We start from the raw sequence: 15,480 nt of genomic DNA, 5'->3' as shown, positions 1-15,480 counted from the left end.
TCATGGTTTTGATCATTTTGTATTGTGAATAAGGATGCTGTATGTAAAAACAGGATTCTTTATTCCATCACCTAATTAGGGATGAAAAAGAATATTTAAACTTTTAAATAATAAAAAAAAATCTTAATTGTAATCTTTTTTAAAGGTTTAATGTGTTTTAATATAGTGTTTTGTGAATGTTTTGATAGGATTGTTAAATATGGATTTTGATGAGCATTTTAAGATTATAAAAAATTAAACACCTGTTTGGTATGTTAATTGATTCTTAGTCCGTCGGTGATGTTGAAAATTTAAATATTTTCCAATTAAACAATAATAATCTGTTAAAATATTGTAAATGTGCATGAATAAATTATTTTTTTTAAAATTAATAAAAAAGTCATTTTTTTGTTATTGCTCTTTTTCAGCGCTGTAGCATATGCTCAGTGTATTCCTTACACAGGACAGGCCATGACCAGTGGAAATACCTATTGTCTTAATGGCAGCCTTAGTGTAAGTACGAATATAAGTATTCCGAATGGGGCAACACTTGTCATTCAATCCGGGCAGCTTCAATCTAATAGTATTCAGGTTGATGGGGTTCTGGAAATCGGTGATGGAGCCAGTGTTAAATCTACAGGAACAGTGAAAGTAGGAACTTTCGGATCTCAGAAAAACTCAAAAATTAAATTAGGAACCAAATCCTTCTTATCTCTTGTAGGATCGGTAGTTCAGGAAGATCCAACTTTTGGAGGATTTTACCCTGGAACAACCTCAGTTATTGAAATGGGAACAAACAGTGTTGTAGAGATTTGCGGAACATTTACCCAGCAGTCTACAACGTATCCTTCTGTTGAATATATTGGAATTCCTACCGGAAAAGCTTACTGTATTGCAAAAGCAGACGTAAGTGGGGGTGGGGGAGCTTCTATTATTAGTGATGATAGTCAGATTGTAACAATTGCCATGGGATCTGTTACAGGATTAGGGATGGGGAATTCAAGCTTCTGCGGTCCTAATGCAACAAAAGCCATGTGTCCGGGTCTTTGGCCTGAAGGATTATCCGAAGATAAAACAAGTTGTGGGAATGCTCCGGTTATCATCGATGAGTTGGATGGGTTCTGTACAAAACCAGCGGTTTCAGGAACACCTGATGGATTTACGAAATTCGGGATTACAGTACAGCAGAAAAATAATGCCTGGCCGGAAAATATACCTAATGGATTCCTGGCCATGGAATCAAAAAATAAAGGGTTTGTCATGACGAGAGTTCAGCATGTAAGCCAGACACCGCAATCTGATGATGCCATTGCCGATCCGAAAGAAGGAATGCTTTTATATGATATCCAGGACAAATGCGTAAAGCTTTATAACGGGACAGAATGGAAATGTGTGCAAAAAAGCTGTAATGATTAATCTAACCACTAAGAGTATGAAAAATATAAGAAATATAAGTATAGCCGTTGCCCTGATCGTTTTTAACTCATTTTTTGCTCAGATAGCTATTGGTAAACAGACGGTAGATGGAAACAGTACTGTGTTGGACTTTGATAACGTGTCCGGAAATACAAAGGGCTTGATTCTTCCTGCAACATCCGGACTTCCTACAGGGACTTTGGTAAATGGAACACTGATCTTTGATGTTACGGATAATAAAGTGAAAGTCTACGAAAATGACACATGGAAGTCTTTGTCTGATGCTGGTAATTCAAGTGCGGTTATCGTCAATAACTCTGCGGAATCAGGTAAAGGAGTGATTATGGGAGAGGCAGCAAGTACTGCTGATGGAGTATTGGTTCTTGAATCTCAGGATAAAGCAATGATTCTTCCAAAAGTAGCAGCACCGCATCTTAGCGTAAAAAATCCTTATCCCGGTATGATCTGTTATGATACAACCAGCAAAACACTGGCAATATTTGACGGATCAGTCTGGAATTACTGGAAATAATTAAAATAATAGAAAGAGGTCGTCTCAAAAGCTAATTTATTGGCTTTTGTCATGCTGACGTAGGAAGAATCTCATTTCTGAACTGCATTTGCAGGCTGTCTGTATTCAGAGTGGCAGTTTTGGGACAACCTCTTTTTTTATTTCTGAGTTTAAACAATCTGAGCACTTTCCTTGATGCTGTTCATCACAAAAATACTCTTGGTCTGGCCAATTCCTTCAATTTCTGATAATTTGTTCACAAAAAACTCATGGAACTCATCCATATTGGGAGCAAGAATCTTCAGCATAAAATCAAAATCTCCGCTGATATTGTAAAACTCTACAACTTCCTTCAGTTTGCCCACTTCCTCAATGAATTTTCCCGCTGTTTTCTTATTGTGAACACTCAGTGCGATCATACAGATCACCATCATTCCTTTATTGACCTTTTTACGGTCTACAACAGTAGTGTATTCTTTAATAATTCCCTGTTTTTCCATGCGCTTGATACGTTCATGCGTAGGTGTGGGACTTAAATTGATTCTTGCTGAAATGTCACGGACACTCATCTTGGCGTCTTTCTGAAGAAGACGCAGGATAGACAAGTCTTTTTCGTCAGGGATATAATTTTCAGTTGCCATTTTGTTCTGTTTTTATGGATTGTTGTTTGATTTATCAGTAGTTTTGTTCTTTAATGTGTTTTATATCTTTAATATTGTTCCAAATTTAAGGTTAAATTTTCAAATACGTTCTGTAAATTTTAATTTTGCAGCAAATTTGAATATATGGATACAAGGAAGAATGTAATATTAATTTTAGCATCGGTGGGAACATTTGTGGAGGCTTTGGATATTGCCATTATTAATTTAACAATTCCTTCTATTCAACAGCAGTTTCAGATCGGAGCAGAAACGGTTCAATGGCTGCAGACACTTTATGTATTGTTCTTTGGAGGATTTCTGATTATTGGTGGAAAGCTTTCAGATCAGATTGGAAGAAAGAAAATGTTTTTACTCGGAGCATTGATTTTTATGCTCACTTCATTGGGCGCAGGATTATCTCAAAACTTTGAAGTGCTGGCAATATTCCGTGCTTTACAGGGATTAGGAGCTGCATTGGTAATGCCTTCTGCATTATCCATTGTGACCAATACATTCAGAGGAGAACAGGAAAGAAACCATGCTATCGGAATTTTCAGTTCATTTGCTGCAATCGGTTCAGGAAGCGGCCTTTCGGTAGGGGGAATTATCAGTACTTACCTAAGTTGGCACTGGGTTTTCCTGATTAATGTACCTATTCTTCTTGTAACACTTGTGCTCTCTTACTTCTATCTCCCTGCAGATGAGAAAAATGAAACCGCACAGAAAACAGATATGATTTCCGGAATATTAATGGTGCTTGGGCTTTTAAGTCTTACTTACGGTACCCATGAATTGGTGCATATTAAAGAACAGCCGTTCATGGTTGTAGGCTCCTTGATTCTGGCAATACTGCTTTTGGTTATGGTATATTACCGACTGAAATTTGTTGCAGAACCTTTAGTTGATTTAAAATTATTCAGACATCAATCTTTAGTGGTTTCCAATGCTGTATTCTTTACGTTGGGAGCATTTTTTATCGGGTTTTTATTCCTGATTTCACTGATGCTTCAGAAAGATATGGGTTATAGCGCTGCTTCTGCAGGATTAATGCTTGTTCCGTTCAGTATCATATCTGCTCTGACGGCTAAATTTATTCTGCCTCATATATCAAAACGTCTGAGTTCATCCCAGATGGGAGTTTTAGGATGGTTGTTTATGCTGATGGGCGGATTGTCACTGTTGATCTCTGTTTATACCGGACATCCGCTAGCTGTAGTTTTATTAGGCGCAGCATGTATTTCGGGGGTAGGAATGACATTTTGTTTTACCGCACTTTCTGTAATGGGAATCCAGGATGTTGAACCTTCAAACTACGGATTGGCATCAAGTTTGAGCTCTACAAGTTACTTTTTGGGAGCTGGGATTGGATTATCATTCATGACGTTAATGAGCCAGATCTTTCCTTCAGAGTTTTCAGTAGGAAGTCTGAATCTGATTGTTTTAATCAGTTATGCTCTTATAGCGCTCGGAATGTTGTTTTATTTTATATTGAAAAGCTTAAAAGTGAAGCAGGCAGAAGTTGCTGTTTCATAACAGGCAGTCTAAAAATACACAAACTATATGACGAAGAATCGGTGCTTAGGTATCGGTTCTTTTTTTGTCTTTCCACATCACTTCATTACCTTTGTTTTTTACTACACATCATGAAAATACAGATCATCAGTGATCTTCACCGGGAGTTTGGGAGTACGGAATTATGTTTTGATCATTCTGATATTGTTGTTTTGGCAGGTGATGTCAATTTGGGAACCAAAGGAATTGAATGGATTAAAAATGCAATTCCCAATAAACCTGTAATATATGTTTTGGGTAATCATGAATATTATAAAGGGTCCTACCCAAAAACACTCAATAAGATCAAAGAAGCTGCCTTCAGTTCTAATATTCACGTACTGGAAAATTCATTTGCAGATATTGACGGTATTCGTTTTCACGGTGCAACCTTATGGACGGATTTTTCCATTTTTGGGAATCCGGTTCAGTACGGAATGCTTTGTCAGTCTAAAATGAATGACTATAAAATGATCAGAAGAGATCCTTCCTATTCCAAAATGAGGACATTGGATACCTTTAAAATCCATCAGTTTTCAAAACAATGGCTGAAGGAAAGTCTTGAAGATTCAAAAGGACTTAAAAATATAGTCATTACCCATCACGCACCCAGTATACAATCTGTTCCGAAATATTACAAAGAGGATCCGTTAACAGCAGCCTATGCTTCTGATCTGGAAGATTTAATTACGCACTATCAGCCACTATACTGGATTCATGGGCATATTCATACTCCGTGCAGATATAAAATCGGAGAAACAGAAATTATCTGTAATCCTCACGGCTATATTGATGAAAAATACAACGGATATGATAAAGAATTGCTGATTGTTGTTTAGGAAACAATAAAAAGTAAAATTCGATTATTTGCCTTCTTAGCTCTTTTTACTTCTTGGCTCTTTTTCCTTTTTCAATTATCTTCGTGCTTAATTTTCTTTCCAATGTCTAAAAAATCCCAGCCAAAATCTGATTTTGTTTCGCAGCTAGCTTTTGATGAAGTGTTGCAGCAGGTGGAATTTGATCTTAGAATCAAGGAATTTGTGGTGATGGAAATTGATAAGGCTAATTATATTATACAGCCAAATATTCCTTACCGCTCAGATTATTTCTGCATTTTCATGATACAGAAGGGCGGGGTCACATTCAGGTTGGATGACAAAAGCTATGAAGTCTCCAAAGGTGATATTGTTTTTTGCCCAATGTTAGAAACTTTTTGGCTGGATGAAATTACTGAAGACTATGATGCTAAGTATATATTCTTTTCATTGAATTTTATTTCTGACGCAGGTTTTAATTATAAGTCAAATAATGTTCTGAAGAGCCTTTCATCAGATCCTACTCATATCATCAGGAATGAATCTGATGTGTACAGGAAACTGAATTTCCATCTCGATGAACTTAAAGTGTTGAATGATAAGGAAAAAGATAATTATTATTTTAATGAAATGATCTGGCATCATTTTTCGCTGGTCATCTATGAAATTGATAATTACTTCAAGAAAACAGAAAAACCTCATCAGGTAACCAATCGAGAAGATGAGTTGACGACCAGCTTTTTCACGCTGGTTCAGCGTCATTTCAAAGAAGAGCATAACGTGCAGTTCTATGCCGATAAGCTTTTTATCAGCCGTAAATACCTTACGAAAGTCATTAATAAAACGGTGTTCAAATCCCCAAGAGATATTATCCATCAGGTTTTAGCGGTAGAAGCTAGATTGCTGCTAAGAAATCCTAACCTGAATATTGCAGAAGTCGCCTCTCAATTAAAGTTTTCAGATCAGGCGTCTTTCAGTAAGTTTTTCAAAAAACATGTGGGAAGATCCCCTTTGGAATACAGAAAGGATGATTTGTATTGATAATGAGTGATTTATGATTTTAAGACGTCTTTTTACCAAATTTAAACTATAATTTCGATTAAAAATAACAAATAGTACCATTTATATTGTCTATGGATGATATTTCTCATGTTTTTTGAAATAAGGAGTCTTTTTGACAAAACAAGAGGTTTTTTGAATAATCCTATTGAATTTTTTTCGTTCGATTTTTGTCCGGAAAATTTAAAAGGACTATTGTTATGCAAAGATTTTTTATTCAAAAATCAACCCTACTTTTCCTCTCACTGATCGTTTTGACGGGGTGTAGGAAAGATAATCAGAACCAAGGCTATCAGCAGCAGGCACCGGAATTACCTGTGGCAAAAGTGACCCAGGGAGACGCCTCTCTTTCCAGAGAATATGCAGCATCTGTAGAGGGTGTTTCCAATGTGGAAATTAGACCTCAGGTAACAGGATATTTAAGCAAAATTTATGTAGATGAAGGAGACTTTGTGAGAGCAGGGCAGCCGTTATTCAAAATTGAAGATCAGGTTTTTCGCGAGCAGCTAAAAAGTGCTCAGGCAGCTTTGATCACCGCTCAGGCCACCCTTTCAACTTCTAAAATTGATCTTGACAGGAAAAAAGAACTGTTCAGAAATAAAATGGTTTCAGAAATTCAGGTAAAAGAAGCTGAAGCTGCTTACAATGGAGCAAGAGGAGCCGTAAGCCAATCTACATCCACTATTGAATCAGCTAAAATCAATATGAATTTCTCTACCATCAAAGCTCCGGTAAGTGGATTTATCGGGAGATTCAACTATCGTTTGGGAAGTTTGATGACGCCGGGGAATCAGGAACCGATTACCTTATTGTCAGATATTCATCAGGTATATACATATTTCAGTTTGAGCGAAAATGATTTTAATAATTTCCAAAAACAGTATGTAGGAAACAACATTGATGAAGTGATCAAAAATACTCCGGCAGTATCATTACTTCTTTCCGGTGGTGAGCAATATGCTGAAAAAGGAAAGATTGATGCCGTAGAAGGACAGTTTAATAAGACAACCGGATCAATTACATTAAGAGCAAAATTCAACAATCCCAATAATCTTTTAAGAAGCGGAAATACCTGTAAAATTGTATTGGATCAGTTCTACAGCAATGTTGTTTTACTTCCTATTGTTTCTACCAGAACTATTCAGGATAAAGTGTTTGTGTTCACAATTAAGGGTGGAAAAGCAGCAATGGTTCCCATTGAAGTGAATGGAAAAGCCGGCGATAACTTCATTGTAGCCAAAGGACTTAAGGCAGGAGATGAATATATTACCAGTGGCTTTGACCGATTACAGCCGGGAACCCCTGTCGTGGCACAAAAGAAAAATGCTCAACAGAAAAAATCGTAAGAAGAAATCATGTTAAAGAAAATTATAAAAAGACCCGTACTGGCAACGGTTATTTCCGTATTGCTTGTTATACTGGGGATTGTCGGGATGGTAAGCCTTCCGATTACCAAATTTCCGGACATTGCACCGCCTACTGTTATGGTAACCGCTGCTTATCCGGGAGCCAATGCTGAAACGATTGCCAGGTCGGTAGCGCCACCTTTGGAAAATGCTATCAACGGAGTGGAAAATATGGACTATATTACTTCTACCGCAAGTAATGACGGAACATTAAGCATTACTGTTATTTTCAAACTGGGAACAGATCCCGATCAGGCAGCGATTAATGTGCAGAACAGAGTAGCACAGGTGACCAACCAGCTTCCTGCGGAGGTAATTCAGGCGGGAATCACAACAGTGAAAAGACAGAACAGTATGATTGCGATGGTTTCGCTGACCAGTAAAGATGGAAAAATGAACGACCTTTTCCTTGAAAACTATGCGAAAATCAACATCGTTCCGGAGCTGAAAAGGGTAAAAGGAGTAGGAGATGCAATGGTGTATGGAAATAAAGATTACTCTATGCGTATCTGGCTTGACCCGAATAAGCTGACTTCATACAATCTTACCCCATCCGATGTTTCCCGTGCCATTCAGACTCAAAACCTGGAAGCAGCACCCGGAAGATTAGGAGAGAGAAGTAAAGAAGTAATGGAATATGTTCTTCGGTACAAAGGTAAGTTTACAGAGCCTGAGCAATATGAAAATATCACCATCAAAGCATTGAACGACGGTTCTGTTTTAAAACTAAAAGATATTGCCAAAGTGGAATTCGGAGCATACAGCTATACGGTTTCTTCCAATTATAATAAAAAAGCTTCCGTAACGATGGCGATCTTCCAGATGGCAGGATCTAATGCGAATGAAGTGCAGATAGCCCTTCAGGAGAGAATGAAAGAACTGGAAAAATCTTTTCCGGAAGGAATGGATTATGAAATTCCATACGCAACAAAAGAAGCGTTGGATCAATCCATAGAGCAGGTGATTCATACATTGATAGAAGCATTTATCCTGGTATTCATTGTGGTGTATATCTTCCTTCAGGATTTCCGTTCCACCCTGATTCCGGCCATTGCAGTTCCGGTATCTATTATAGGAACTTTCTTCTTTATGAAGGTTTTCGGATTCTCTATTAATATTCTTACGCTGTTTGCCCTGGTATTGGCGATTGGTATTGTAGTGGATGACGCTATTGTAGTGGTGGAAGCGGTTCACGCCAAGATGGAGCATAAAAAACTGAATCCGAGAGCTGCCACGATGTCGGCAATGAGTGAGATTACAGGAGCTATTGTTTCTATTACGTTGATTATGTCTGCCGTATTCGTTCCGGTAGCCTTTATGAGTGGCTCCACAGGATTGTTTTACCAGCAGTTTGCCTTGACGCTAGCAATTGCAATTGTGATTTCAGCAATCAATGCATTGACACTGAGCCCGGCGCTGTGTGCTTTATTCTTAAAACAACACCATCCGGGAACGCATGAAAAAATGAATTTCAAAGACCGTTTCTTTGCAGGATTCAATGCGAGCTTCAATAAGCTGACTTTCCGATATGGTAAAGCTGTACTCTTCCTTTTAAAAAGAAAATGGGTGGCCCTGATCATCATTGTGGCCTTCGGAGGATTGTTTGCATGGATGTCTATGACAACACCTAAAGGATTTATTCCGGATGAAGACCAGAGTTTTATTATTGTAACAGCAAACCTTGCTCCGGGAGCATCAAAGGACAGAACTTCAAAAGTAGTTTCCGACACAGAAGACCTATTGATGAAAAATCCTGCTGTGGACAAAGTAATTTCAGTAGACGGATTAAACCTGTTCAGTGGTTCCATGTCATCTTCTGCAGCTTCTATTTTTGTTAAATTAAAAAAAGGAGGCGAGAGAGGAGCTGTGAATAACATCAATGACATTATAGGCCAGACGCAGGGTATGCTTTCTCAGGATAAAAGAGCCAATTTCCTTGTGATCAATACGCCAACGGTAGACGGTTTCGGAAATACAAGTGGTATGGAGCTTGTGCTTCAGGACCGTACAAACGGAGAACTTCAGAATTTGGGAAATATCTCCTATGGAATGATGGGAGCCCTGATGCAGAGACCGGAAGTGGCGGTAGCATTTACCACCTTCGATGTTACGTATCCTCAGTTTGAAGTACTTGTAGATGAAGTGAAGTCTGCCCAGCTGGGAGTGAATGTTTCTGAAGTACTGGGAGTAATGCAGGGATATTACGGAAGTATTCAGGCTTCAGATTTCAACAGATTTGGAAAGTATTACAGAGTTTTGGTACAGTCTACTCCGGAAACAAGACAGGATAAAGAATCTCTGAACGGAATTTTCGTTAAAAATAATTTAGGCCAGATGGTTCCTATCAATACATTGGTAAGCCTTAAACAGGTAACGGGAGCTGAAGTGGTAGACCGTTTCAATCTATTCAACTCATCCAACTTAACGGTAATGGCTGCTCCGGGATACAGTACAGGGCAGGCGATGGCCGCCATTGAAGAAGTGAGCAAGCAGGTACTTCCTCCGGGATATACTTATGATTATAAAGGAATGAGCCGTGAAGAAGCAGGTTCAAGCTCGCAATCTGTCATGATTTTCGGATTATGTATCGTTTTTGTATTCTTCCTTTTATCCGCACAATATGAAAGTTATATCCTTCCATTAGCTGTATTGATCGCTATTCCGGTAGGACTTTCAGGAGTATTTGTCGGAATTACATTCGCGGAGCTGTCTAACAATATTTATGTACAGATTGCTCTCGTTATGTTGATTGGACTTTTAGCGAAGAATGGTATCCTGATTGTGGAATTTGCTATTCAGAGACGTAGAGCAGGGAAAAGTCTTATTGCATCTGCAGTGGAAGGAGCAAAAGCACGTTTACGTCCTATTTTGATGACCTCTCTGGCATTTATTACCGGATTGCTGCCATTGATCTTTGTGGTAGGACCTTCAGCAATGGGTAATCACTCCATTGGATTTGCGGCCATTTCAGGGATGCTTTTCGGAACGATCTTAGGAATTTTTGTGGTTCCTGTTCTTTTTGTGGTATTCCAGGCTTTGCATGAGAGAATCAATGGAAAGGTAGTAACAGATGCGGATTGGGAATATTAATTCAAATGATTTAAAAATGAAAATTAAAAATATAGCATATATCGCATTCATTTCAGGGACGGCAATTTCCTGTAAAGTTCAGAAATATGAGCAGCCTGAGGTTAAAATGCCCGAAGCTTTCAGAAATGATAGTATTGTTTCAGGGCAAAATGAAAATATTGCTAAGATCAGCTACAAAGATTTTTTCAAAGATCCGGTTCTGGTAAGATTGATTGATAAAGCGATGGTACAGAATAATGATCTTCAGGTGGCTTTAAAGCAGATAGAATTTGCCTCCCTGGCGTATACTCAGAGTAAATGGGGAAATATCCCGACGATCGGTGCTTCTGCCAATGCGAATATCAACCGTCCTTCAGACAACAGTATGAATGGAATGATGGCCGGACAGTTCATGGGGAAAAGATATATGGAAGATTATACAACTTCTCTTAGTTTTTCATGGGAAGCAGATATCTGGGGCAAGATCAAAGGCAGAAAAGAGCAGGCTCTAGCAGAATATCTTAAAACACAGGAAGCTGCAAAGGCGGTAAAAACACAAGTGGTGTCTGCTGTAGTGCAGGGATATTATAATCTGCTGATGCTGGATACTCAGCTGGAAATTACAAAATCCAATCTGGCATATGCTGATAATACGTTGAAGTTTCTGATCAAACAGCAGGAACTGGGATTAACAACAGCTTTGGCAGTACAGCAGCAGGAAATTGTAAAAGATCAGATTCTGAAATCAATTCCGGTGATTGAAAGTTCTGTGACAACCCAGGAAAATGCTTTGAGTCTGCTGACGGGTTCAATGCCCGGGAAAATTGAAAGAAGTGCAAGCCTGAACAATGTACAGTCTCCGGATCATATTGCGGCGGGAGTTCCGTCAGAATTATTAAGCTACAGACCGGATATTAAAACGGCTGAGCTTGACGTAAGAAAGAGCGCTGCAGCGATTCACGTTGCCAAAATGAGTATGTATCCGTCACTGAATATTACAGCACAGGGTGGTGTAAATGCTTTCCAGATCAGTAAATGGTTCAGCGTTCCGGGATCTCTTTTCGGAATGGTGGCAGGAGCAGTAGCACAGCCTATTTTGAATGGAAAACAGTTGAAAACGCAGTATGAACAGTCTAAAGTAGTTGCTGATCAGGCGGAAATCAACTTTAAACAGTCTGTTTTAAAAGCGGTAGCCGAAGTTTCTGATGCATTGGTACAAATTCAAAAACTTGAAGAGCAGCAGAAAATTGCAGAAGGGCTGGCCGTGAAATCCGGTGAAGCAGTGAAAAAAGCTGATCTGTTATTTAAATATAATTCAGCAACTTATGTAGAGGTGATCATTGCCCAATCGAATAAACTTCAGGCAGAACTGGAACTGGCTTCTCTGAAAACCCAGAGACTGAATGCTATAACAGCACTTTACCGCTCAGTAGGAGGCGGGTGGCAATAAAGTAAAATTGAATCTGCTTCGTCTGTAATGATGAAGCAGGTTTTTAATCCATTATCATTATGAAGACAAATATACAGGAGGGAATCATTTTAATTCCGGATTTCAGCGGATTTACCGAATTTGTGTTCAATACAAAATTGTATACAGGCGAGTATATTGTAAGACAGCTATTGTCTACACTGATTGATGTGAACGATCAGTATTTTGAAATTTCCGAGATTGAGGGAGATGCCATTTTATTTTACCGTTATGATGAAAATCCGTCTTACCAGAGCATTTCAAAAATGCTGTGGAAGATGAGAAGTGCTTTCAACAGAAAGATAGAGGAGCTGAGTAAGAGTTTAAGCACTACTATTGATCTGGCTCTCAAGTTTATTGTTCATTATGGATCTTTTTCACAATACAATATTGGAAACTTCAGAAAACTATATGGGAAAACAATTGTGGAAGCCCATCAGCTTTTGAAAAACGGACTGGCAGAACAGCCTTCTTATGCTCTTTTCAGCAATTCTTTTCTGGAAAACAGCAAAAATAAGGAGTCGGATTTTAATAAGGATCCGCGTCGTCTGCCTGAAGTAGGCGTTATCCATTATTTTGAAAATTTAAACTAGCATATATTTTTTAATATTATTCCTTGTAAATTTGCTATTGCTAGCGGCCCGGGTGAGATCCGGGCTTTTTTGTTGGTAAGACTTTTAGAAATTGAATGAATGAACAACTTATTTTCATAATGAAGACTCTCATATCAATGACAAATTGTAAAGTTTTTTAATAAAAATTAAATTACAGATAAAATATGTTTTTAAGAATATTTATTATGGAAGTGATTTATATTGTGTTTGTTTATTGAAAAATTTTCACTGTTTTCCAGTTCATGCTTCTATTTTCAGTTGATATCTTGCTGGAAATTAAGGATTTATTTTATTTTTTTTACTTTTTGATGTAACAAACTTGTGAAGATAATGGTCTTATAGAAAAAACTATAATTTCACATGAAAGTAATCTTATTTCCAATAGCGATACTAGCAGGTTCATTTGCAATGGCTCAGCAGGCCCCGGCAGCAAAGGATACTGTAAAAGGAAATACAAAAGAAATAGAAGCGGTTACCCTGGTTGCCAGAAAGCCGACCGTAGAATCTAAAGTAGACAGAACTGTATTTAATGTAGCCAACAGTGCAATTCTGGCAGGAAATACAACATGGGACGTTCTTAGAATGACTCCTTTGGTAAGCATAGATAATAATGATGATGTAAAAGCCGAAGGACAGATGGTTACAGTATACATCAATGATAGAAAATCGGTTTTTACAGGGAAGGAATTAAAGGAATATCTTAAGACAATTCCTGCCGATAACCTGATGAAAATTGAAGTGATTACCAGTCCTTCTTCACGTTATGAAACGTCAGGTTCCGTCATCAATATTGTTTTAAAGAAAAGGGATGATGAAGGTTTAAAAGGAAGTATATCTTTCAACAACAGACAAAGTACCAAAAACTCACAATACACAAATTTTAATCTCAACTATCATAAGAAAAAATTTACCCAAACCCTTATTGGAAGTTATAATGACGGAACTTATGTGCAGAAGAATCAGACATGGGATAACCGTTATGCTGAAAATAAACTTACTCAGTTTAATCTGGAAAATGTAATGAGAAATGAAAGTCCATCTCTTTCTTCCACTTCAGAGTTTGAAATCAATGATAAAAATAATTTCGGACTTGTACTGGAGTATTCCCAGAACAGGAATTTGCTTTCAGCAGAATCTGATGGGATGACTACAAAAGATGGAGATCCGGGTGAATCTTTTCACCAAATTCAAAATAACTGGGGATTCAGCCGTAATCTGGGTACTAATGCTTTCTATAAATACTATGATAAAGAAAAAAATAGAATTTTAGATATTAATTTAGGAACCAATTATTCCAGTAATGACAATGATAATTTGATTGACAAGCAGATTAATAAGCAGGGTGCCATAACCAATCAGCAGCTGGGGTCTATCAGTTCCAATCAGATGCGTAATTATTATCTGAAAATAGATTATACACAACCTTTTGGTAAAACAGGAGGTACGATGGAAGTAGGAGGGAAAACGGAATTGAACAATCATGTTATTCCTAACAGTCTCTATGGAATCAGTATTGATAATGGTACACCGGAATATGCTAATCTTTCCAAAAACGACAGATTCCATTATGAAGATCATCTGAGCTCTTTATATGCCAATTATAGCAAAACATTTTTCGAAAAACTGGAAACAAGAGTCGGAATCCGATATGAATATATTGATTATAAAGTGAGACAGGATGTGGCAGGTACAGAGAGGAGAGATTCTTACGGAACTTTTCTTCCCAATCTATTGCTGAAATATAATTTTTCAGAGAAATTTGATTTGAGTCTTACCTATAACCGAAGTATCTGGAGACCTTGGTATTCTGAATTTAACCCTTTTGTGACGCCTGAAATTAATGGAACGTATTCCAGAGGAAACCTTTATCTGAATCCAAACCCCAACGACAGGCTTTATCTGAAATTCGGAATTTTGAAAAAGTATTTTCTTTCCGCAAGATATATGCACACCAATCAGGATTACTGGACTACTTATGTAACGGAAAACGGAAGAACAGTTTCTCTACCAGGGAACTTTGATGGAAAAGTTGAAAAATATTACCTTTTTGCCAATACCAATCAGAACTTCCTGAAAAATAAACTGAATGTAAATGCCGGATTTGGATGGTATTACATTAATAATAAAGATTTTAACGAGAAAAATAAGCTGGGTGCCAAAGATTATATCAGTTATTGGGGAGCCTCCGCGAATGTTTCTTATACCAACCTTTTCAATAAAAACATTAATCTGAGTGCATGGGTGGAACTTGCCAATCAGAACAATGGAAATTCATATGCGAATAATACCAACGTATTCCACAATATTTCAGTCACCAAAATATTCCCGAAAACTCAGATGGAACTGAGCATGCAGCTGATGAATATTTTTAAAAGACCTTATGGTGATAACACTACTTACAGCCAGGATGGGACTTTCAGAGAGTATTCAAAATGGGATTGGTACGGAGTTTCTCTTACGTTTGTAAAGCGTTTCGGAAACCAGAAGGTAAAAGAAAATACTAAAACCGATGTAGAGAAAAATGGTGGCGGCGGAAAATAATCATAATATTTGTTAGATCGATGAAAGCAGGTTTCCAATTGGAATCTGCTTTTTATTTTCCTGAAATATTTATGCTTAATGATCTTAGTATAGCAAAAAATCTACACTGAAGTTTTTGAACCATTAAGAAAATATTAAGCTGTTAAGAGTATTAAGAGCATATCTGAAGATATTCATAAAACACTGTGCTTCATTCAAATTTATTTGAATCTTAATTTTTCTTCATCACTTAAGAACTCCTTAATGGTTTAAAAAAAGTTTTGAAGATTGAATATTTGAGCACATCTAAAATTTAGATTTTTATTTTTAACGTAAAGTTTTAATCTGAGATATTTTTGAATTTAAGTGAGCAAAGAGATGGAATCAATAGTAATTGATTCTTTCTAAACGTTCACATTACCTATTAGCTT

At 37.5% G+C, this 15,480-nt stretch carries 11 protein-coding genes; 10 read left to right on the top strand and 1 reads right to left on the bottom strand.

The annotated features are described in order from the left end of the window. Positions 1-387 precede the first annotated feature (387 nt). On the top strand, positions 388-1,395 hold the full coding sequence (locus tag KYG33_RS07820) for a hypothetical protein (RefSeq protein WP_219073005.1): 1,008 nt from the start codon (positions 388-390) through the stop codon (positions 1,393-1,395). Between the two features lie 16 nt (positions 1,396-1,411). After that, positions 1,412-1,927 carry a hypothetical protein gene (locus KYG33_RS07815; RefSeq protein ID WP_232538976.1) on the top strand — a complete coding sequence of 172 codons (516 nt, stop codon included), beginning with the start codon at positions 1,412-1,414 and terminating at the stop codon, positions 1,925-1,927. A gap of 149 nt (positions 1,928-2,076) precedes the next feature. Here KYG33_RS07815 and KYG33_RS07810 read toward each other — a convergent pair whose 3' ends face one another. Then, a complete protein-coding gene (locus tag KYG33_RS07810; protein WP_077418557.1) occupies positions 2,077-2,547 on the bottom strand; it encodes an Lrp/AsnC family transcriptional regulator in 471 nt (156 codons plus the stop codon). A 144-nt stretch (positions 2,548-2,691) separates the two neighbouring features. On the opposite strand from KYG33_RS07810, the gene KYG33_RS07805 reads away from it, so the two are divergent. The 8 genes from KYG33_RS07805 (at position 2,692) to KYG33_RS07770 (ending at position 15,070) form a co-directional block, all read left to right on the top strand. Beyond that, positions 2,692-4,080, top strand: coding sequence for an MFS transporter (locus KYG33_RS07805; RefSeq protein ID WP_219073004.1), 1,389 nt, complete (start codon positions 2,692-2,694; stop codon positions 4,078-4,080). A 110-nt stretch (positions 4,081-4,190) separates the two neighbouring features. Further along, complete coding sequence (locus KYG33_RS07800) at positions 4,191-4,937, top strand: metallophosphoesterase (protein WP_219073003.1); 747 nt, start codon at positions 4,191-4,193, stop codon at positions 4,935-4,937. A gap of 102 nt (positions 4,938-5,039) precedes the next feature. Beyond that, entirely contained in the window at positions 5,040-5,954 is a 915-nt protein-coding gene (locus KYG33_RS07795; RefSeq protein ID WP_077418560.1) for a helix-turn-helix domain-containing protein, read from the top strand. Positions 5,955-6,172: 218 nt separating this feature from the next. Beyond that, positions 6,173-7,318 (top strand): efflux RND transporter periplasmic adaptor subunit, encoded by a 1,146-nt coding sequence (locus KYG33_RS07790; protein ID WP_219073002.1) that lies wholly within the window; start codon positions 6,173-6,175, stop codon positions 7,316-7,318. Between the two features lie 9 nt (positions 7,319-7,327). Further along, positions 7,328-10,468 (top strand): efflux RND transporter permease subunit, encoded by a 3,141-nt coding sequence (locus KYG33_RS07785; protein ID WP_219073001.1) that lies wholly within the window; start codon positions 7,328-7,330, stop codon positions 10,466-10,468. Between the two features lie 16 nt (positions 10,469-10,484). Continuing rightward, entirely contained in the window at positions 10,485-11,897 is a 1,413-nt protein-coding gene (locus tag KYG33_RS07780; protein WP_219073000.1) for an efflux transporter outer membrane subunit, read from the top strand. 59 nt (positions 11,898-11,956) lie between these two features. Next, positions 11,957-12,508 carry a DUF2652 domain-containing protein gene (locus tag KYG33_RS07775; RefSeq protein WP_047388034.1) on the top strand — a complete coding sequence of 184 codons (552 nt, stop codon included), beginning with the start codon at positions 11,957-11,959 and terminating at the stop codon, positions 12,506-12,508. Positions 12,509-12,889: 381 nt separating this feature from the next. Further along, complete coding sequence (locus tag KYG33_RS07770; RefSeq protein ID WP_077418563.1) at positions 12,890-15,070, top strand: TonB-dependent receptor domain-containing protein; 2,181 nt, start codon at positions 12,890-12,892, stop codon at positions 15,068-15,070. The last annotated feature ends 410 nt before the right edge of the window (positions 15,071-15,480 follow it).

Source organism: Chryseobacterium sp. D764 (assembly GCF_019317325.1).
Taxonomy (GTDB): Bacteria; Bacteroidota; Bacteroidia; order Flavobacteriales; family Weeksellaceae; genus Chryseobacterium.
This window is presented reverse-complemented; position numbering and strand designations above follow the sequence as displayed.

Coding starts and splice junctions, on each gene's coding strand:
- KYG33_RS07815 (WP_232538976.1), top strand. CDS start 1,412: ATGAAAAATATAAGAAATATAAGTATAGCCGTTGCCCTGATCGTTTTT.
- KYG33_RS07810 (WP_077418557.1), bottom strand. CDS start 2,547: ATGGCAACTGAAAATTATATCCCTGACGAAAAAGACTTGTCTATCCTG.
- KYG33_RS07805 (WP_219073004.1), top strand. CDS start 2,692: ATGGATACAAGGAAGAATGTAATATTAATTTTAGCATCGGTGGGAACA.
- KYG33_RS07800 (WP_219073003.1), top strand. CDS start 4,191: ATGAAAATACAGATCATCAGTGATCTTCACCGGGAGTTTGGGAGTACG.
- KYG33_RS07795 (WP_077418560.1), top strand. CDS start 5,040: ATGTCTAAAAAATCCCAGCCAAAATCTGATTTTGTTTCGCAGCTAGCT.
- KYG33_RS07790 (WP_219073002.1), top strand. CDS start 6,173: ATGCAAAGATTTTTTATTCAAAAATCAACCCTACTTTTCCTCTCACTG.
- KYG33_RS07785 (WP_219073001.1), top strand. CDS start 7,328: ATGTTAAAGAAAATTATAAAAAGACCCGTACTGGCAACGGTTATTTCC.
- KYG33_RS07780 (WP_219073000.1), top strand. CDS start 10,485: ATGAAAATTAAAAATATAGCATATATCGCATTCATTTCAGGGACGGCA.
- KYG33_RS07775 (WP_047388034.1), top strand. CDS start 11,957: ATGAAGACAAATATACAGGAGGGAATCATTTTAATTCCGGATTTCAGC.
- KYG33_RS07770 (WP_077418563.1), top strand. CDS start 12,890: ATGAAAGTAATCTTATTTCCAATAGCGATACTAGCAGGTTCATTTGCA.